Below are 18513 nucleotides of genomic sequence, written 5' to 3' on the forward strand. Positions count from 1 at the left end.
CGCACGCTGGAGCCATGACCCCCGAACCCGTCGTGCGAGTGCACGACCTCACCAAGACCTACGGCACCGCCACGGCTCTGCACGGCCTCTCGTTCGAGGTGGCCGCGGGCGAGACCCTCGGCCTGCTCGGCCCCAACGGCGCCGGCAAGTCGACCACCATCGAGATCCTCGAGGGCTACCGCGACCGGTCGGGCGGCGACGTGTCGGTGCTCGGCGCCGACCCGCAGCACGCCGGCCTCGACTGGAAGGCGCGCCTCGGCATCGTCCTGCAGACCTCCGGCGAACAGGGGACGGCCACGGTGCGCGAGCAGATCGCCCACTTCGCCGGCTTCTACCCGAACCCGCGCGACGTCGACGAGGTGATCGCCGCGGTCGGCCTCGAGGCGAAGGCCGGGGCACGCATCCGGTCGCTGTCCGGGGGGCAGCGACGACGCGTCGACGTCGCGCTCGGTGTGGTCGGCGGCCCCGAGCTGTTGTTCCTCGACGAACCGACCACGGGCTTCGACCCCGAGGCCCGCCGACAGTTCTGGCAGTTGATCCGGTCGCTGTCGGACGACGGGACGAGCATCGTCCTCACCACCCACTACCTCGACGAGGCGGCGCAGCTGAGCGACCGCGTCGCGGTGATCGCGCAGGGCCGGCTCGTCGCCCAGGGGCGACCCGACGAGCTCGGGGACGAGGAGGCGCGCACCCCTCGCGTGACCTGGCTCGACGAACACGGACGGCACGACGTCCGCACCTCCGCACCGGGCGCCCTGGTCGCCGACCTGCACGCCCGCGGAGGCGAACCGCGTTCGCTCGAGGTGATCCGGCCGTCGCTGGAGGACGTGTACCTCGGGTTGGTCGCGACCGCCGAGCACGTGGCGGACGGAACACGGGGCGCGACGGACGCCGGGGACGCGCAGCGCGCCTCCTCGTCCGGGGTGACCTCGTGAGGACGCTCTCGCTCGGCCTGAGCCGCACCCGGTACGAGGTGCGGGGGTACTTCCGGGCCGGCGACACCGTCTTCTTCACGTTCCTGTTCCCGGTCGTGATGCTCGCGATCTTCTCCACGGCGTTCAGCGCCTCGGGCTCGTTCGGCACGCGGCCGGACGGTTCCGAGGTGGGGGCCGCCGCGTTCTACCTGCCGGGCATGATCGCGGCCGGCATCCTGCTCTCGGGCGTGCAGAACCTCGCCGTCGACATCGCCCTCGAGCGTGGCGACGGCACCCTCAAGCGACTCTCGGGGACGCCCCTGCCGGTCGGGTCGTACTTCGTCGGCAAGTTCGGCCAGGTGCTCGTCACGAGCCTGCTGCAGGTGGCGCTGCTCGTGCTGGTGGCCCGGGTGCTCTTCGGCGTGCCCTTGCCGACCGACGCCGGGTCGTGGCTGACGCTCGCCTGGGTCTACCTGCTCGGCATCGCGACGTCGGCACTGGTCGGCATCGCCCTCTCGCGCGTGCCCCGCAGCGGGAAGAGCGCCACGGCCGTGATCGTCCCGATCACGCTCGTGCTGCAGTTCATCTCGGGTGTCTACCTGCCGTTCACCCAGCTGCCCGACTGGCTGCAGTCGGTGGCCTCGGTGTTCCCGTTGAAGTGGCTGGTGCAGGGCATGCGCAGCGTGTTCCTGCCCGACACGTTCTCGGCCGCCGAGGCCGGCGGATCGTGGGACCTGCCCGGCGTCGCCCTCTGGCTGGCGGTCTGGCTCGTCGCCGGCGCCGTCGCCTCGCTGCTGACCTTCCGGTGGATCAGGAAGGACACCTGACCCGTGGACGGCCACCGTCCCCCGCCCGATCGGCGACGACCACGACGGCCTCGCCGGCCCGCGGCTGCCACTAGCGTGATCGACATGGACGACACCGGTGACCGGGCGGAGGCCGCGGCCTCCGCCCGGTCGGGCACCGCCATCTCGATGCGCTGGTGGGACGCCGGCCTCGCGATGACGGTCGTGGTGATGGTCGTCCTGGCCACGACCTCGTCGAGCGGCCGGGTCACGGCCTCGTTCGTCGCCGTCGGGCTGCTGGTGCTCACGTGGTTCGCCCTCGCGCGGCCCGTGGTGCGTCGCGCCGACGCGCTGCTGTCGCTCCCGACCGTGACGGCCGTCGCCGCGCTCGTGGTGGTGGGCGGCGTCACGGTGGCCGCCACCCCCGAACTCGCGGTCGTGCAGGCCTTCCTCATGCCGCTGATCTGGACGCTGCTCCCCGGCACCCGGTCCGCGATCGTCGCCAACGTCTGCTTGTGCGTCGCCATCTCGATCGGGTTCGTCGTCAGCCTGGGGTGGTCGGCCGAGGCCCTCGCGACGGCCGCCACCAGCGAAGGCCTCTCGCTCGTCTTCAGCATCGCGCTGGGGATGTGGATCACCACGATCGCCCGGGTCGGGGTCGAACGCGGCCGGCTGCTCGACGAGCTGCGCGAGGCCCAGGCCGAACTGGCCGCGCGGCACCGCGACGCGGGCACGAGCACCGAACGCGAGCGCCTGGCCCGAGAGATCCACGACACGATCGCCCAGAGCCTCACCGGAGTCGTCATGCTCGCGCAGCAGACCCGCGGAGCCCTCGCGGCGGGCGACCTGACGACGACCCGTGAACGGCTCGACGTGATCGAGGCAGCCGCCCGCGAGGCCCTCACCGAGGCGCGCACCCTCGTCGCGGCGACCGCGTCCACCGGACCGGCGGGCACCGACGTGGCGGCCGCCCTCCATCGCCTCGGCGCGCGCTTCGAGCGGGAGAGCGGAATCGGGATCACGGTCGACGCCGTCGAGGTCGACCTGCCCCGCGACCTGCAGGTCGTGCTGGTGCGGTGCACCCAGGAGGCGCTGGCCAACGTCCGCAAGCACAGTGCGTCGACGTCGGCGCGGGTCACGCTCACGGCGACGGACGGGACGGCCGTGCTCGTCGTGTCCGACGACGGCACCGGGTTCGACACGGCGGTCGCATCGACCGGGTTCGGCCTCGACGGTCTCCGCGAGCGGCTCGAGCTGTCGGGTGGCCGCCTCGACGTCTCGTCGGACCGCGACGGGACGGTCGTCACCGCGCAGGTCCCCCGCGCCGCGGTGGTGACCCCGTGACCGCGGGGCCCGCGCACGAGGGTGCGACGTCGACCGGGCCCGGCGCGTCGCCGGCGGGATCGCCCGTGCACCGCACGCTCGTGGCCGACGACCATCCGATCGTGCGGCAGGGCATCGCCGCCCTGCTCGCGACGACGGACGACTTCGTCGTGGTGGGGCAGGCGAGCGACGGCTCCGAGGCCGCCGCCCTGGCGGACTCGCTCGAGCCCGACCTGATCGTGATGGACCTCCGCATGCCCGGCCTCGACGGTGTCGAGGCGACCGAGGCCGTCCTGGCACGTCACCCGACGACCAAGGTCGTCGTGCTCACCACCTACGAGTCCGACGACAGCATCCTGCGGGCGATCGAGGTGGGGGCGAGCGGCTACCTGCTGAAGGCCTCCCCGGAGGACGAGCTCGTGGCGGGCCTCCGAGCCGTGGTCGCGGGACAGGTGGCCCTCGCCCCCGCGATGGCGGCCCGTCTCGTCGGCCGCGCACGCAGCGGCGCCGAGCCCGTGCCGCGCCCGACCCCGTTGAGTCCTCGCGAGACCGACGTGCTCGCCCTCGTGGCGGAGGGTTGCTCGAACCGCGAGATCGGACGCCGGCTGTTCGTCGGCGAGGCGACGGTCAAGACGCACCTGCTGCACGTCTTCGAGAAACTCGGCGTCAACGACCGGACGCGCGCCGTCACGCTGGCGCTCGAACTCGGCCACCTGCCGCGCCGCTGAGGTTCTCTGCGCCGCGACGTCGGACGGGCACCGCCGCGTCGGACGGCCGCCGCGTCGGACGCGCGCGGCGGCGTCCCTACAGCGAGAGGCCGAGGAGGACGGGCTCGGGGTGCAGCAGCACGCCGAACTCGGACTGGACCCGCTGCTGCACGTAGCGCGCGAGCTCGGCGACCTCGTCGCCCGTGGCACCGCCACGGTTGGTCAGGGCCAGGGTGTGCTTGGACGAGACGGCGGCTCGCGAGCCCGGCAGGCGGAAACCCCTCGCGATGCCGGCGTGCTCGATCAGCCAGGCGGCGCTGAGCTTGACCTCGGCGGGCGCACGGGGCGCCGGGGCGGCCGGCTCCTCACCGAGTGGCACGACCTGGCGCTCGGGCTCGGGGCCGGTCGGCCACCGTGGTGCGTCGGCCGGCAGGGTCGACGCATCGGCCCGTGACACGATCGGGTTGGTGAAGAACGATCCGCTCGACGCCGTGTCGCGGTCGGCCGGGTCGAGCACCATGCCCTTCGCGGCCCGCAGGGCGAGCACGCTGGAGCGCACGTCGGCGACCGAGACCCGGGCCCCGAGCTCGACGCCGAGGGCCTTCGCGAGCTGCGGGTAGGCGACCTGCTCGCTCGCGCCTCCGTGGTCGGCGAGGGCGAACTCCACGGCCGTGACGACGCCCCGGCGGCCCTGCTTGAAGACGCTCGTGCGGTACCCGAGGTCGAGGTTGGCCGCGGGGATGCGGACGAACTCGCCCGAGTCGTCGTCGAGGAAGTCGACGGCCACGAGCGTCGAGGCGACCTCCTGGCCGTAGGCACCGATGTTCTGGATCGGCGACGCGCCCGTCGAGCCGGGGATGCCGCTGAGCGCCTCGAGCCCCGACCAGCCCTGTTCGACCGTCGAGGCGACGAGGTCGTCCCAGGGCTCGCCTGCGGCGACGCGGAGGTGGACGTGGTGGTCGTCGGAGTCGACGCGCTCGACACCCCGGGTGGCCACGTGCACGACCGTGCCGTCGAACGGCTCGTCGGAGGCGACCGTGTTCGACCCGCCGCCCAGGACGTACCAGGGGTCGTCACCGACCGACGCCTCACGGACCGCGGCCAGCAGCTCGTCGGTCGTCGTCGCCTCGACCAGGCGGGCGGGCTCGCCGCCCACCTGCATCGTCGTGAGCTCGGCGAAGGTCGTCACGCCAGCGTCACCACGACCTGGGCCTTGCCCAGCACGGTCTGGCCGCCGGCGGTCACGGTCAGGTCGATGCGCGCCGTGCCGGCCTCGGCGTCGAGCTTGCCCACCTTCGCGACGACGGCGATCTCGGCCCCGGCGGTGGGATCGACCACGACGGGACGCGTGAAGCGCACCTGGTAGTCCGACACCCGACCGAGCACGCCGGCGTCGTCGCCCGCCCCGTCGAGCCATTCGACGACCGGCTGGACGGCGGTGCCCATCGTGAGCATGCCGTGGGCCAGGACGCCGGGGAGACCGACCGCGGCCGCCACGTCGTCGCGGTAGTGGATGGGGTTGAAGTCGCCCGAGGCGCCGGCGTAGCGCACCAACGAGTCGCGTGTCAGGGGGTAGGTCTTCTCGGCCACGACCTGGCCGACCTCGAGGGCGCTCATGCGGCGGCCTCGTCGTCGGCGCGGACGACGAGCGTCGACACGGCGGTGACCACGTGCCGCCCGTCGACGTCGCGCATGTCGGAGGACGCCGTGACCATGGCGTTGCCGCCCAGCGTCTTGACGCTCGTCACGGTCAGGGTGGCCGTCAGCTCGTCGCCCGCGACGATCGGACGCGAGAGCGAGAAGCGCTGCTCGCCGTGGACCACGCGCGAGAAGTCGATGCCCGCGTCGGGTTCGGCGAGCAGCTGGGCGAGGGTGGCCTCTTGGACGACGACGGCGAAGGTCGGCGGGGCGACGAGGTCGCCGTGCCCGGCCGCGTGGGCCGCCTCGACGTCGAACGAGAGCGGGCTCGTCGAGCCGGTCGCGCGGGCGAACTCGCGCACCTTCTCGCGGCCCACGAGGTAGGGCGGGGCCGGCGGGAAGACCCGCCCTTGCAGATCAGGGTTCACGGACACGCGGTCGAGTCTAACCAGCGGGGTACGTCGCCCGGCCCGGTGTCGGGGGCACGGCGTACGTTCACGTCATGAGCGACGCGAACATCGACCCCGACATCACCCCCGTCGACCCGGCAGCGGCCGAGTCCGACGAGACGACGACCACCGACACGACGACCACCGACGAGACCGACCAGGCCGCCACGGCCCGCGAGGAGAACGCGGCCCCCGCACACGGCGAGACGCTCGGCGGCGCCCGCCCCGACGGCGGCAGCACGGCGTCGAAGGACCCCGACGACTGGGTCACCGGCGACGAGCCCATCACCGGCCCGCAGAAGAGCTACCTCGACACCCTCGCCCGCGAGGCCGGCGAAGAGCTGCCCGCCGACATGACGAAGGCCGAGGCGAGCGAGCACATCGACCGCCTCCAGCAGAAGACCGGCCGCGGGGCCTGACCCCTCGTCGTCCCCCGGGGCCCGGGCCGATCCGCGAAAGACGGCCCGGTGCCCCTTCCGATCCACCCGTGGCAGTCGTACACTCCAGTCACGTCTGGGATGGTAACTCGACGTGGGCACCCTCGTCTGGCGCGTGCCGGTACTGATCCACCTGCACCTCGAGCGCCGAGGGTGCGACGGGGTGCATCCGAGTCCTCCCCCGACTCGGGTGCACCTCTTCACGTCTCCCACCGCACCACGTGCCGTCGTCCGGGGCCGACCCGTCCGGGGCCGACCCCATCGGGGCCGACCCACTCGGGGCCGTGCGGCTCCGTCCGTCTAGGGTGAACGGATGACCTCCCCCGAGCCCCCGGTCTCCACCGCCGGCTCCGGTCGCCGCGACGGCCCCGCCTCGTGGACCGTCGCCCTGCTGGGTTCGACGCACCCGGGGCCGACGGTGGTGGTGACCGTCCTCGCCGTCGTGCTGGGCGCCTCCTCGGGGTTGCCCCTCGGCCGACTCGTGCTGCTCGCCCTCGCGGTGCTGCTCGGACAGGCCTCGATCGGGTTCGCCAACGACTGGCTCGACGCCGGGCGCGACCGCGCCGTCGGCCGGACCGACAAGCCGGTGGCCCAGGGCCTCGTGAGCGTGTCGGCCGTCCGCCGTGCCGCGGTGGTCTGCGGCGTGCTGATGCTCGTGCCGTCCTACGCGCTCGGGCCCGCAGCCGGCACGGCCCACCTCGTGCTCGTGGCCTCGGGGTGGGCCTACGACCTCGGGCTCAAGCGGACCCCGGTCTCGGTGGTGCCGTTCGTCGTGAGCTTCGGCCTGCTGCCCGCCGTCGCCACCCTCGCCGCGGCACCACCGTCGCCTCCCGCCGGCTGGGCCGTCGCGGTCGGAGCCGTGTTCGGCGTCGCGATCCACTTCACGAACGTCCTGCCCGACCTCGACGACGACGCGCGCACCGGCATCGTCGGGCTCCCCCACCGCCTCGGACGGACCGTCTCGGGCGTCGTCGCGTTCGCGGCCCTGGCCGTCGCGGCCGTCCTGCTGCTCTCGGGCCGGCTGGGCGGCGACTCGTCGGCCCCGGGCCTCGTGGCTGCCGCCGTCGGCACCGCCGTGACCCTCGGCATCGCCGTCGTCGGCGTGCGCCTCGTGTTCGCGGGACGCGTCGACCGGACCCTCTTCCGATTGATCATGGTGGCGGCCGTGCTGCTCGTGGTGCAGCTCGCCCTCAGCGGCGGCACCGTCGTCGCCTGAGCACGCGGGTCGGCGGAGGCGAGCCGAGCCGGCCCGGCCGCAGAGGCCGGACCGCTCAGGCCCAGCGCATGGCGTAGACCGACGCGAGCAGATGCCTGCTCGGAGCCCTCAGCACGGCTCCGAGCGCCAGGTCCCGGGCCCGAGCCGCTCCCCCGCCGACGGGCCGACCGAGGGCGGTGTTCCACTCGGCCTGCCGGGCGGCGCGGAGGGCGGCGCGGGCACGGTCGGCGTCGAAACGGCCGAACGTGGTCGGATCGAGCACCCGGCCACCCCTCCGCTTCACCGCCGCAGCGATGACGGCCTCGAGAGCGTGTCCGTCGAGCCAGCCGAGGTTCATGCCCTGGCCGCCGATGGGACTGATCTCGTGGGCGGCGTCGCCGATCAGCGTGACCCGGCCGACGACCCTCCGGACGGCCAGCCGGCGCCGGACGCCGAACCCGCTCGTCATGGTCGAGGTCGTCGGGTCCACGGGCGACCCCGTGCGGTCCGACACGAGCCGCGCGACGTCGTCCGGTGCGACCGACGCGGTCGCTCCCTGAGCCGACCCGACGTGCACCACGAACCGTCGTCGACCCGCGGGCAACGGGAACGACTCGACCACCCCGGAGCGCTCGAGATGGATCACGGCGTCGGGGCCGTGGCCGGTGGCGTCGGCGAAGTCGCCCATCACGTAGCGGTCGGGCAGGTCCCGGGCCCTGGTGTCGACCCCCAGCGCGGCGCGGACGGCGCTGCGCGTGCCGTCGGCCCCGACGACGAAGCGGGCGGCGACGACCACCGGCCCCTCGTCGTCGACCCCCTCGACGACCACGTCCTCGTCGCGTTGTGCGAGCCCGACGAACCGCACGCCCCGACGGAGCGCGTCGTCCCGCCGCGCGGCCAACCCCGTCCGCAGCACCGCCTCGGTGCGGTCCTGCGGCACCGCCGCGACGAACGGCCACCGCGACGACGCCCGGTCGAACGGCACCACGCCGACCGTCCGCTCGCCGCTCCGGGCGATTCCCCGCCGGATGCGGACGGCGTGGGCGAGCAGGTCGTCCGCGAGGCCGAGCCGGTCGAAGAGGTCGATCGAGGGCGGATGCACGCCGAGGGCGCGCGAGTGCGCCGGATCGTCGACCCGCGCCTCCCAGACGACGGCATCGAGGCCGCGATCCGCCAGGGCGGCGGCGAGCATCACCCCGACGGGCCCCCCACCGACGATCAGGACGTCATGCGTCCGCACGGCCGGCACCCCCGGGGGCGTCGACGCCGATCTCGCGGACGAGCAGCAGGCGGAAGGGCCACTGCCGGACGACGCGCCACCCCGGCGGAGCCACGTCGACCAGCTCGTCGGCGGTGAAGCTGCGGCGGATCGACAGGAGCCCGTCGACGTGGACGAACGAGCGGGTCCGCCACGGCCAGGTCGCGGCCCGGTAGGCGAGGTACGCCCCGCGGGCCCGCTCGATGTCGGCGTGCAGCACGAGACGGGACGCCAGGCGGGCGCTGTCGTCCAGCACGGCCGCCCGGGCCTCGTCGTCGAGGTGGTGCAGGACGTGGTTCGACACGACCACGTCGAAGGTCTCGCCCGCCGCCACGAGGTCGGCGCTCGAGGCCCGCCGGAACTCGACGCCGGGCGGGACGGGGCAGGACGCCGCGAAGGCGTGGGCCCGTTCGTCGGGATCGACGGCCACGACCTCGAGGGCGAGCCCGTCGCGACGGGCCCAGCCGGCCAGGGCGCGCGCGAGGTCGCCGCCGCCGGACCCGAGGTCGAGCAGCCTGGTCGTCACGTCGGCCGACAACAGCGGGCGGAGGCGGCGGAGGTACGCCCGGCGCCACCCCGCCACGAGACCGTTCACGACCGGGAAGGCCCGGTAGGTGGCGTTCAGCAGGCCGAGGTCGCAGCCCGGGTCGTCCATCAGCTCGACGAGTCCGACGCCTCGTCGCGACAGGTCCGGCCACCAGGGCGGCCGCACCGCGACCGACGGAGCCGAGGAGGTGCGGGTCGCGCTCACGAGACCGCGCGACGCGTCATCAGCGCGGTCTCGACGGTCAGCCCGGGGCCGAAGGCCATGGCACCCACGCGCTGCGACGGGGCGGGGGGCCCGGCCAGGAGGTCGGCGAGGATGAACAGGACGGTCGCGCTCGACATGTTGCCGTAGTCGCGCAGGACGTCGCGTGAGGGCGCAAGGTGGGCGTCGGTGAGCCCGAGCTGCTGTTGCACGCGGTCGAGGATGCTGCGCCCGCCCGGATGGACGGCCCACAGGTCGACGTCGCCGACGCCGACGCCGCCGGCCTCGAAGAGCGGTGCCAGGGCCGAGTCGATGTGCAGCTCGATGATCTGCGGGACGTAGCTGCTCAGCACCATGTCGAAGCCCAGGTCGCCGATCGTCCACGCCATGTCGGTCTCGCCGACCGGCGTGAGCACCGTCTCGAGGACGTCGAGGTCGAGCACGACGGAGCCCGACGGCGCCGGGCGGGCGGTCACCACGGCGGCGGCCGCCCCGTCGGCGAACACGGACGAGGCGACGATCGAGTCGGGGTCGTCGGAGCTCCGCAGGTGCAGCGTGCAGAGCTCGGCGCAGACGACGAGCACGACCGCCTCCGGATCGGCGAGGCAGAAGTCGCGTGCGGCGGCGAGGGCGGGGAAGGCCCCGTAGCAGCCCATGAAGCCCAGGTGGTGGCGACGGGTCGACGGCGACAACCCGAGGCCCCGGACGAGCAGGTAGTCGGGCCCGGGGGCGAAGAAGCCGGTGCACGACACGCTGATCACGTGCGTGACGTCGTCGGGCCCGAGGTCGGGCGCCGCCGCGAGCGCGGCACGAGCGGCGTCGAGGAACAGCTCGGGCGACCGGTCCGTGTAGACCTGGTTGCGTGCGCCCGTGCCGGGTCGGAGGATCTCGTTCGACGCGGCGTCGTAGAACGTGGGCTCGCCCTCGCGCGGTCGCCGGTCGAGCTCGTCGACGACGGTGTGCCGGGTCTCGATGGCCGAGGCACCGAACGCGGCGCCGACGATGCGCTGACCGAGGCGGCCGAGGCCGGCCTGGGTCGCGAAGATCTCTCGGACGTCGTCCTGTCGGATGATGGTCGGGGGCACCGCGGTGCCGATGCTGCGGATGCTCACGGCCATGCTTCATCGTATGCCCGACGCCTGGGCACGGCGCACCGGTCGCGCCTCGGTGCACGGAGACGACCCGGCGGGTGACCACCGAGGGTACGGACGACGAAGGCCCGAACTCGTGAGAGATCCGGGCCTGCGGTAGCGAGGGCGGGACTTGAACCCGCGACACCACGATTATGAGCCGTGTGCTCTAACCAACTGAGCTACCCCGCCGCAGGCTGCAGGCCCTGCCGGCATCACACCGGGACGGGACCGAGACAGCCAGAGCCCCGAGTCAGGATTGAACTGACGACCCCTTCCTTACCATGGAAGTGCTCTACCACTGAGCTATCGGGGCGTGACCACCAGGCGAGCGACCGGGGCCGCTGCCGATTGGCACCAGACAAGGGTAGCAGAGCGAACGGGCTGCTGACGCCACGTGCCGACCCGGCCCGCCGAAGGCCCCGCGGGGCAGGATCGACGGGTGCACAGCCTCGAACTCCTGCTCGACCCGGCCTCCGACGGAGCCGTCCGTGACGAATGGCGCGTGCTGTCCGCGGCGGGCCTCCCGTCGCAGGGCGACCACGTCGGGACGTCGAACGCGCCGCACGTCACCCTGGTGGCACGACCCGACCTCGACCCAGCTGCCGACCCGCGCCTCCTGCCCCTCTCGGAGGCATTGCCGATGCCCGCCGAGCTCGGCGGGCTGCTGCTCTTCGGATCGCCCCCGCGCGGGCTCGTGCTCGTGCGACCCGTGGTCGTGACGGGAGAACTGCTGGACCTCCACGCCCGGGTGCACGAGAGCCTCGGAGGCGCGGGGGACGTCCCGCACACCACGCCCGGTCGGTGGACCCCCCACGTCACCCTCGCGTCACGCCTGACGCCCGACCAGGTGGCCCGGGCCCTCGACGCCCTCTCCGAGGCCGGCGTCCCGTCGACCCGGCCGGTCGTGCTGTCCCGGCTGCGGCGCTGGGACCCGGGAGCGCGGACGATCGTCCCGCTGGGTCCCGTCGCCGCGGACACGGAGGCGGATGAGAGGGACGGCGCAGGGCGCTGACCCCGGACGTCAGGCGAGCGGACGCGAGGCCGCCTCGAGGGACGCCAGGTCGCCCTCGGTCAACTCGACCCGGGCGGCGTCGAGCAGGCCCTCGAGCTGGCGGGGGGTCCGGGCACTGCCGAGTGCGCCGATGACGTTGTCGCGGGAGGCGAGCCACGCGACGGCGACGGCGCCCGGCTCGACGTCGAGACGCTCGGCGATCTCGACGACGACCTCGAGGGTGCCCTGGTTCTGCGGCGTGACGTAGCTGAGGGCCCGGCTGCCCCGGGGAGAGTCGCCGCGGCCGGCCTCGTGACGGTACTTGCCCGTCAGGAACCCGCTCGCCAGGGACGAGTGCGGCAACACGGCGAGGTCGTAGTGGTCCACGATGGCGGCGACGTCGTGCTCGTACTCGCCCCGTCGCACCAGGTTGTACGCGACCTGGACCAACCGGAACGGGTGGAGTCCGTCGCGATCCGCGATCGCGAGGGCCTGCCGGAGGCGCGCGCCGGTGTAGTTGGACGCCCCGGCGCAGAGGATCTTGCCCTCGTCGACGAGCTCGCTGAGCGCGCCCACCGTCTCGTCCAGCGGTGTCTCGTCGTCGTCGAAGTGCGTGAAGTAGAAGTCGACGTGGTCGGTGCGCAGACGGCGCAGCGACGCCTCGACCGCCGCACGGATGCTGGCACGCGACAGGCCGGGAGCGTCGGGGTGCTGCCCGCACTTGGTGCTCAGCACCACCCGGTCGCGGTTGCCCGGTCGGGCGAGCCACCGGCCGATGATCGCCTCGGACTCGCCCCCGGAGTTGCCCGGCAGCCACGCCGAGTAGACGTCGGCCGTGTCGACGACGCGGCCGCCGTCGTCGGCGAAGAGGTCGAGCACCTCGAGGGCGGTGGGGGCGCCGACCGTCCAGCCGAAGACGTTGGTTCCGAGCGCGAGCGGGAACGGCCGGGTGCCGGCGGGCAGGTCGGCCGTCACGAGATCGGTCGCAGGGTTCAGGATCGTGCCAATCGTGTCGCGGGTGTTCGTCCCGGAGGTCCCCCTCCGGGCTGTCCTGACCACGACCGTAGCCGATGCCGCGCCGAGGGCCTGCCGTATCGTGGCCTCATGTCCACACGAGATCCGGCCGAGACCGACACGCTGACCCCGACCGCCCCCCTCGAGGGCACCGCGACGACCGCCGACCAGGGCCACGAGTGGTGGCGCACCGCCGTCATCTACCAGGTCTACCCGCGGTCGTTCGCCGACGGCGACGGCGACGGCGTCGGCGACCTCCCCGGCATCACGTCGCGCCTCGACGCCCTCGGCGAGCTCGGCGTCGACGCTGTCTGGCTGTCGCCCTTCTACACCTCGCCCCAGCGCGACGCGGGCTACGACGTGGCCGACTACCGCGACGTCGATCCGCTGTTCGGCACCTTGGACGACTTCGACGCCCTCCGCGCCCGGGCCACCGAGCTGGGCCTGCGGGTCATCGTCGACGTGGTGCCGAACCACACCTCGAGCGACCACGCGTGGTTCCGCGAGGCCCTCGCCTCGCCGGCCGGTTCGGCCGCCCGCGGTCGCTACCTGTTCCGTGACGGCCGCGGCCCCGACGGCGACCTGCCGCCGAACAACTGGCAGTCGGTCTTCGGCGGCCCGGCGTGGTCCCGCGTGACCGAGGCCGACGGCCGACCGGGCCAGTGGTACCTGCACCTGTTCGACTCGTCGCAACCCGACCTCGACTGGACGAACCGCCGCGTGCGCGACGAGTTCGTCGACGTGCTGCGCTTCTGGCTCGACCGCGGCGTCGACGGGTTCCGGGTCGACGTCGCTCACGGCATGGTCAAGGCCGAGGGCCTGCCCGACTACACGCCCCCCGCCGAGTCCGGCAGCATGGGCGGTGGCCAGGGCGAGTCCGCTCCCCCGCCCTACTGGGGCCAGGAGGGCGTCCACGAGATCTACCGCGAGTGGCACACCGTCCTCGCCGAGTACCCGGGCGACCGGGTGCTCGTCGCCGAGGCCTGGGTCGAACCGCTCTCGCGTCTGGCCGACTGGGTGCGCCCCGACGAGATGCACCAGGCGTTCAACTTCGCCTACCTCGAGACCGGGTGGTCCGCCCCGGCCGTCCGCGAGGTCGTCGACGCGTCCCTCCAGACCTTCTCGAGCGTCGGAGCCCCCAGCACCTGGGTCATGAGCAACCACGACGTCGTCCGGCACGCCAGTCGGCTCGCCCTGACGGCCGAGAACCCGCAGGGGTACGGCATCGGGCCGAAGAGCGAGGGGCTGCCCGTCCCCGAGCTCGGGTTGGCCAGGGCGCGAGCCGCATCGGCGCTCATGTTGGCCCTCCCCGGCAGCGCGTACCTCTACCAGGGCGAAGAACTCGGCCTGCCCGAGGCCATCGACCTGCCCGACGACTCCCGGCAGGACCCCACGTGGTTCCGCACGGACGGGGAGCGCTACGGCCGGGACGGCTGCCGCGTGCCGTTGCCGTGGTCCGCGACCGAGCCGGCCTTCGGGTTCAACGCGACGGGCGCCTCCTGGTTGCCCCAACCCGCGGACTGGTCGACGTACGCCCGGGACGAGCAGCGGGGTGTCGCCGGGTCGACGCTCGAGCTCTACACGCGGGCGCTCCGCCTCCGTGCGGAGCACGAACTGGGTACGGGCACGCTGACCTGGCTCGAGGGCTTCGGGCCCGAGGTGGTCGCGTTCCGCAGCCAGGGGGTCACCGTCGTGGCCAACATGGGCGACGTCCCCGTCGAGCTCCCCGTGGGCGAGGTCCTGCTGGCCACCATGGTCGTCGACGGGCCGGCCCTGCCGGCGAACGCGACGGTCTGGCTCGCCACCACGTCGTAGCGGCGGCGACGACGGAAGAGCCCCACCTGGCGACAGGTGGGGCTCTTCTCGTGCGTGCCGCGCGGACGCGGGACCACGGTTCAGTTCGTGTTGGCCTGGAGCCAGGGATACGGGTCGACGGGCACGCCGCCGATCACGATCTCGAAGTGCAGGTGGGCCCCGGTGCTGTTGCCCGTGCTGCCGACCTTGCCGATGATGGTGCCGACCGTGACGGTGTCGCCCTCGCGGACCTCGACCGAACCGGTCTGCATGTGCGCGTAGACGCTGGTGACCTTCTGGCCGTTGACGACGTGGTCGATCCAGACGTTGTTGCCCAGGGCACCGGAGGGGCCGTCGACCTTGCTGACGACGCCGTCGGCGATCGCCTGGATCGGCGAGCCGGCACCGGGGACGAAGTCGAGACCCTGGTGGAACGTCGAGCAGAAGCCGCAGTTGGCGACCTGGCGGGCGCCGAAGCCGCTGCTGATCGGCACGCCCGTCTGGAACGGCCACTGGACCGTGCCGTCGACGTCGTTCGAGAACGTGCTGGCACTCGTCGAGGCGTACTCGGAGACGGCCTTCATCTCGGTGACCGAGTAGCCGTCGCGGGAGACGCCAGCCGTGCCGTCGGCCGAGGGTGCGGTCGCCGTGTAGCTCTGGGAGTCGGCGGCCTTCTTGGCGGCCGTCTGCGTGGGGGTGTCGACGAAGAAGGCGTTGGCGGGCACCGAGGTGGCCACGAGCATGGACGCGGCGAAGAGCATGGCTCCGACGACCGTGACGCGCTTGGTGGTGCGTCGGAAGGTCGCCCCGGCGGTGCGGGGCGCGCGGACGGGCGCCTCGAGGCGAGCCGCGGGGCGCTGTGCGCGGGCCTTCGCGGTGCGTCCGGCAGCTGCGGGACGGGTGCCGGAGTCCGCACCGAGACGAGCGGCTCGTCGCGGCGAGACGTGCTCGGTCGCCGCGGACGGGCCAGTCGCGGGCCGGGCCTCGGCGGCGGGCTCGGCGACCACGCGGGCCGCAGTGCTCGTAGCGGCGGCAGCCGTCGTGGTGGCGGAGGTCGTGGTGGCGGCGGAGGCCGTCGCGGTCACGGGCCGGGCCGCGCGGCGTTCGGCCTCACGGGCTTCGCGACGGGTGAGGTAGACGGGGGCGTCGGCCACGACGGGGACGGTCGGAGCGACACTCGGCGAACCGGTGCCCGTGAGGTCGTCGGTGGCGCGACGCGACGGGGTTCCGTCGCCGTCGGGCTCGGCGATCTGCTGGTACTTCGTCACGTGTGATGGGTCCTCGGGGTGATCGGGATCGGACGGTGGGTGCACCGTCGTCTTCACGGCCGTCACTGGTGATCGTGGCGCGAGCTGCGCAGGACCTTCGGAAGGAGCCCTGGCGGAGTGCGTCACGCGATGATCACGGATCAATAACGACCTCACCAGGGTAGCCGGTCGATGAACGAATGGCTACCCGCATTCGGGTGTCGTCGCCGATATTCACCGTTGATCTACGATATGACAACGCACAACGACGCATGTTGACATCTTGCGCTGGGTGCTCCGGTCAGATCCCTGCCTCGACGACCAGGGCGGCGAGGTCCTGGGCGATGGCAGGGGCCGCGACGAAGGTCAGCGACTCGCTGGGGGCCTGACCGAGCTCCCCGCGGACGACGGCTCCTGCTTCGGCGGCCACGAGTGCGCCCGCCGCGTGGTCCCACGGCTTGAGTCCTCGCTCGACGTAGGCGTCGACCCGTCCCGCGGCGACGGCGCAGAGGTCGAGCGAGGCCGCCCCCAGGCGCCTCAGGTCGCGAACGCGCCCCACCACCCGGACCAGCGCCTCCGCGTGCTCGACCCGACGTGCGGCGTCGTACGAGAACCCGGTGGCCAGCAGGGACGTCTCGAGGGAGGCCGGAGCGTTCACCTGGAGGCGACGCCCGTCCAGCCACGCGCCACCGCCGACCGACGCGGTGAAGGTCTCGCCCGACGTCGGGTTGACGACCGCTGCGGCGAGGGTGCGCCAGGTGAGCGGGTCGGGACCGCCCTCGACGACGGCGATGCTCACGGCCCACTGCGGGATGCCGTAGAGGAAGTTGACGGTCCCGTCGATGGGGTCCACGACCCAGGTGAGTCCCGTGGTCGAGTCGTCGGGTTCGCCCTCTTCTCCGAAGAAGCCGTCCCCAGGACGCAGCTCGGCCAGACGGCCTCGGACGTACGTCTCGACCTCTCGGTCGGTGTGCGTCACGACGTCGACGGCGCTGCTCTTGGTGTCGGCGACGACGACCCCCTCGGAGCGGCGGAGGGCCGCGAGCTCGGCGGCCTCACCCGCGACGGCGACGGCGATCTCGAGCAGCTCGGCGGGGGTCGGGGTGACGGACACGGGTCCTCCTGTGGGGTGGGTGGCCCGGTAACGCAAGAACGGACTCGACGAGCGAGTCCGTTCTTGAGGGGCAACCGTGGCAAGTGAGGGATTCGAACCCCCGAAGGCTACGCCGGCTGATTTACAGTCAGATCCCTTTGGCCGCTTGGGTAACTTGCCATGCACGCCCAGCCCGTGTGATCACCGACCGGAGGCGCCAGACAAATATACAGCCTTGGGAGCCCCCTCACGACCACTCGCCCTCAGGGCCGCGCCGCGCGGGCCGCCGGCCCACGATGGACCGCTCGGACAGGTGGACTACTGGACGGCGGAGGTGAGGCGGGCGACGTTGTCGAGGACCTTCGAGCGGAAGGGCCGCGCGAGCCAGTCGTCGAGGAACAGTTCGCGGCTCGAGGCGCGGTAGGTCTGCTCGACCTCGCGCAGCCGTTCGACGAACTCGCGTCCACGCACCATGACCGAGATCTCGAGGTTGAGGCTGAACGACCGCATGTCCATGTTGCTGGAGCCGATGACCGCGACCTCGTCGTCGATCGAGAAGTGCTTGGCGTGCAGGACGGTCGGCGAGCGGTACAGGAAGATGCGGACCCCCGACCGCAGCAGTGCCTCGTAGTAGGAACGCTGCGCGTGGTAGACCACCGGCTGGTCGCCGATCTCGCTGACGAAGAGCTGCACCTCGAGCCCGCGCTGGGCCGCGGTCGTCACGGCGTAGAGCATCGACTCGTCGGGCACGAAGTAGGGGCTGGTGATGATGATGCGCTCCTGCGCGCTGTAGAGCAGCGAGTTGAACAACCGCAGGTTGTTCTCGCCGTCGAAGCCCGGCCCGCTCGGCACCACCTGACAGTCGATCGTCTCGAGCCGGTCGGCCGTGTGCACGGGGTCGGTCTCGCGGAGCAGCAACTCGTCGGTCTCGCTGTACCAGTCGGTGACGAACAGCGCGTTGATGCCGGCGACGATGGGGCCCTCGAAGCGGACCATGAAGTCCTTCCACTCGAGGCCGCGGCGCTTGTTCTTGCGTTTCTGGTAGCTCTTGTCGACCATGTTCTGCGAGCCCGTGAAGGCCACCCGGCCGTCGATGACGAGGAGCTTGCGGTGGTTGCGCAGATCGGGCCGCTGGTACTTGCCCCGCAGCGGCAGCACGGGCAGCATGAGCTGCCACTCCACGCCCATCGCGTCCAACCGGCGTCGGGCCTTGCGGTACCCCGGGTACCCGCGGCTGGCGATGTGGTCCATGAGCAGACGGACCGTGACGCCCCGTCGACGGGCCTTCTCGAGCGCCAGGAAGAACGGCTCGGTCGTGCGGTCGAGGCTCGTGATGTAGAACTCGGCGTGGACGTAGCGGTGGGCCCCGTCGACGGCCTCGACCATCGCGGCCATGGATTCGTCGTAGTCGGTGTGCATCTCACCGGTGTTGCCGCCGACGAGCGGCATCGCACCGAGCGTGCGGTTGAGTTCGACCACCGAGTCGAGCCAGGCCGGCCACGGGTGGTCGCGCTTGACGCGCTCCATGCCCTCGGTCGTCTCGATGATGTACTTGTTGATCTCGGTCTGCTTCTCACGACGACGCGCGGGCAGCTTGGTGCTGCCGATCAACAAGAAGAGGACGAACCCGACGTACGGGATCAGGAAGATCGCGAGCAACCACGCGGTGGCCGTCTGGGGCCGCCTGTTGATCGGGACGTAGACGATCGCGAACACCCGGATGGCGATGTCGAGCACGATGCCGAGAACGGCGATCGTCGGCGCCACCCAGGCGGGTTCGACCATGG

Annotated in this window: 17 protein-coding genes, 3 tRNA genes and 1 pseudogene; 8 read left to right on the top strand and 13 right to left on the bottom strand. The window is 72.7% G+C overall.

Features of this window, described 5'->3' with window-relative positions; genetic code table 11:
- Positions 1-14 precede the first annotated feature (14 nt).
- The 4 genes from HQQ78_RS05105 (at position 15) to HQQ78_RS05120 (ending at position 3750) form a co-directional block, all read left to right on the top strand.
- A complete protein-coding gene (locus HQQ78_RS05105; RefSeq protein WP_173151331.1) occupies positions 15-935 on the top strand; it encodes an ABC transporter ATP-binding protein in 921 nt (306 codons plus the stop codon).
- Complete coding sequence (locus HQQ78_RS05110) at positions 932-1741, top strand: ABC transporter permease (protein ID WP_173151333.1); 810 nt, start codon at positions 932-934, stop codon at positions 1739-1741. The genes HQQ78_RS05105 and HQQ78_RS05110 overlap by 4 nt, the downstream gene beginning before the upstream one ends.
- 84 nt (positions 1742-1825) lie before the next feature.
- Positions 1826-3043 (top strand): sensor histidine kinase, encoded by a 1218-nt coding sequence (locus HQQ78_RS05115; protein WP_173151335.1) that lies wholly within the window; start codon positions 1826-1828, stop codon positions 3041-3043.
- A 65-nt stretch (positions 3044-3108) separates the two neighbouring features.
- Complete coding sequence (locus tag HQQ78_RS05120; protein WP_173151337.1) at positions 3109-3750, top strand: response regulator transcription factor; 642 nt, start codon at positions 3109-3111, stop codon at positions 3748-3750.
- A gap of 76 nt (positions 3751-3826) precedes the next feature.
- Here the strand turns inward: HQQ78_RS05120 and HQQ78_RS05125 are convergent, their stop codons facing one another.
- Genes HQQ78_RS05125 through HQQ78_RS05135 form a run of 3 tightly spaced genes read right to left on the bottom strand, consistent with a single transcriptional unit; the run spans position 3827 to position 5801 of the window.
- On the bottom strand, positions 3827-4918 hold the full coding sequence (locus tag HQQ78_RS05125) for a UDP-N-acetylmuramate dehydrogenase (RefSeq protein WP_371740360.1): 1092 nt from the start codon (positions 4916-4918) through the stop codon (positions 3827-3829).
- The gene (locus tag HQQ78_RS05130) at positions 4915-5346 is read right to left on the bottom strand and encodes a MaoC family dehydratase (RefSeq protein WP_173151339.1); all 432 of its coding nucleotides are present in this window, start codon (positions 5344-5346) and stop codon (positions 4915-4917) included. Before HQQ78_RS05130 ends, HQQ78_RS05125 begins: the two co-directional genes overlap by 4 nt.
- Positions 5343-5801, bottom strand: a complete 459-nt coding sequence (locus HQQ78_RS05135; protein WP_173151341.1) for a MaoC family dehydratase N-terminal domain-containing protein — start codon at positions 5799-5801, stop codon at positions 5343-5345. Before HQQ78_RS05135 ends, HQQ78_RS05130 begins: the two co-directional genes overlap by 4 nt.
- A 215-nt stretch (positions 5802-6016) precedes the next feature.
- Here HQQ78_RS05135 and HQQ78_RS15765 point away from each other — a divergent pair.
- A pseudogene (locus HQQ78_RS15765) lies at positions 6017-6235 on the top strand (DUF3072 domain-containing protein); the annotation flags it as partial.
- Between the two features lie 331 nt (positions 6236-6566).
- Positions 6567-7469 (top strand): UbiA family prenyltransferase, encoded by a 903-nt coding sequence (locus HQQ78_RS05145; protein WP_173151343.1) that lies wholly within the window; start codon positions 6567-6569, stop codon positions 7467-7469.
- 55 nt (positions 7470-7524) lie between these two features.
- On the opposite strand, the gene HQQ78_RS05150 is transcribed toward HQQ78_RS05145, so the two are convergent.
- From HQQ78_RS05150 to HQQ78_RS05170, 5 genes are all read right to left on the bottom strand, one after another.
- The gene (locus HQQ78_RS05150) at positions 7525-8688 is read right to left on the bottom strand and encodes an NAD(P)/FAD-dependent oxidoreductase (RefSeq protein WP_173151345.1); all 1164 of its coding nucleotides are present in this window, start codon (positions 8686-8688) and stop codon (positions 7525-7527) included.
- On the bottom strand, positions 8675-9457 hold the full coding sequence (locus HQQ78_RS05155; RefSeq protein WP_371740361.1) for a class I SAM-dependent methyltransferase: 783 nt from the start codon (positions 9455-9457) through the stop codon (positions 8675-8677). The genes HQQ78_RS05150 and HQQ78_RS05155 overlap by 14 nt, the downstream gene beginning before the upstream one ends.
- On the bottom strand, positions 9454-10572 hold the full coding sequence (locus tag HQQ78_RS05160; RefSeq protein WP_159826088.1) for a type III polyketide synthase: 1119 nt from the start codon (positions 10570-10572) through the stop codon (positions 9454-9456). Before HQQ78_RS05160 ends, HQQ78_RS05155 begins: the two co-directional genes overlap by 4 nt.
- A 130-nt stretch (positions 10573-10702) precedes the next feature.
- Positions 10703-10776, bottom strand: a tRNA-Met gene (locus HQQ78_RS05165).
- Positions 10777-10828: 52 nt separating this feature from the next.
- Positions 10829-10900: transfer RNA gene (locus HQQ78_RS05170), tRNA-Thr, on the bottom strand.
- Positions 10901-11026: 126 nt separating this feature from the next.
- On the opposite strand from HQQ78_RS05170, the gene HQQ78_RS05175 reads away from it, so the two are divergent.
- Positions 11027-11599: a 2'-5' RNA ligase family protein gene (locus tag HQQ78_RS05175; RefSeq protein ID WP_159826086.1), complete on the top strand. Its 573-nt coding sequence runs from the start codon at positions 11027-11029 to the stop codon at positions 11597-11599.
- 9 nt (positions 11600-11608) lie between these two features.
- On the opposite strand, the gene HQQ78_RS05180 is transcribed toward HQQ78_RS05175, so the two are convergent.
- On the bottom strand, positions 11609-12553 hold the full coding sequence (locus HQQ78_RS05180) for an aldo/keto reductase (protein ID WP_173151347.1): 945 nt from the start codon (positions 12551-12553) through the stop codon (positions 11609-11611).
- Between the two features lie 129 nt (positions 12554-12682).
- Here HQQ78_RS05180 and HQQ78_RS05185 point away from each other — a divergent pair, with 129 nt between their 5' ends.
- Positions 12683-14407, top strand: a complete 1725-nt coding sequence (locus HQQ78_RS05185; protein WP_173151349.1) for a glycoside hydrolase family 13 protein — start codon at positions 12683-12685, stop codon at positions 14405-14407.
- Between the two features lie 80 nt (positions 14408-14487).
- Here HQQ78_RS05185 and HQQ78_RS16320 read toward each other — a convergent pair whose 3' ends face one another.
- The 4 genes from HQQ78_RS16320 to cls form a co-directional block, all read right to left on the bottom strand.
- Entirely contained in the window at positions 14488-15654 is a 1167-nt protein-coding gene (locus HQQ78_RS16320; protein ID WP_173151351.1) for a M23 family metallopeptidase, read from the bottom strand.
- Between the two features lie 280 nt (positions 15655-15934).
- Positions 15935-16747, bottom strand: a complete 813-nt coding sequence (locus HQQ78_RS05195) for an inositol monophosphatase family protein (RefSeq protein WP_159826078.1) — start codon at positions 16745-16747, stop codon at positions 15935-15937.
- A 77-nt stretch (positions 16748-16824) separates the two neighbouring features.
- Positions 16825-16906 (bottom strand) — tRNA-Tyr (locus HQQ78_RS05200).
- Between the two features lie 138 nt (positions 16907-17044).
- Positions 17045-18511, bottom strand: a complete 1467-nt coding sequence (cls, locus tag HQQ78_RS05205; RefSeq protein ID WP_173151353.1) for a cardiolipin synthase — start codon at positions 18509-18511, stop codon at positions 17045-17047.
- Between the last annotated feature and the right edge of the window lie 2 nt (positions 18512-18513).

The organism is Frigoribacterium sp. VKM Ac-2859, assembly GCF_013204925.1.
GTDB lineage: Bacteria > Actinomycetota > Actinomycetes > Actinomycetales > Microbacteriaceae > Frigoribacterium.

Bases quoted from the DNA above. Each gene is read 5' to 3' on its own strand.
- HQQ78_RS05160 (WP_159826088.1), bottom strand. From the start codon at position 10,572: ATGGCCGTGAGCATCCGCAGCATCGGCACCGCGGTGCCCCCGACCATC.
- cls (WP_173151353.1), bottom strand. From the start codon at position 18,511: ATGGTCGAACCCGCCTGGGTGGCGCCGACGATCGCCGTTCTCGGCATC.
- HQQ78_RS05105 (WP_173151331.1), top strand. From the start codon at position 15: ATGACCCCCGAACCCGTCGTGCGAGTGCACGACCTCACCAAGACCTAC.
- HQQ78_RS05185 (WP_173151349.1), top strand. From the start codon at position 12,683: ATGTCCACACGAGATCCGGCCGAGACCGACACGCTGACCCCGACCGCC.
- HQQ78_RS05130 (WP_173151339.1), bottom strand. From the start codon at position 5,346: ATGAGCGCCCTCGAGGTCGGCCAGGTCGTGGCCGAGAAGACCTACCCC.
- HQQ78_RS05145 (WP_173151343.1), top strand. From the start codon at position 6,567: ATGACCTCCCCCGAGCCCCCGGTCTCCACCGCCGGCTCCGGTCGCCGC.
- HQQ78_RS05115 (WP_173151335.1), top strand. From the start codon at position 1,826: ATGGACGACACCGGTGACCGGGCGGAGGCCGCGGCCTCCGCCCGGTCG.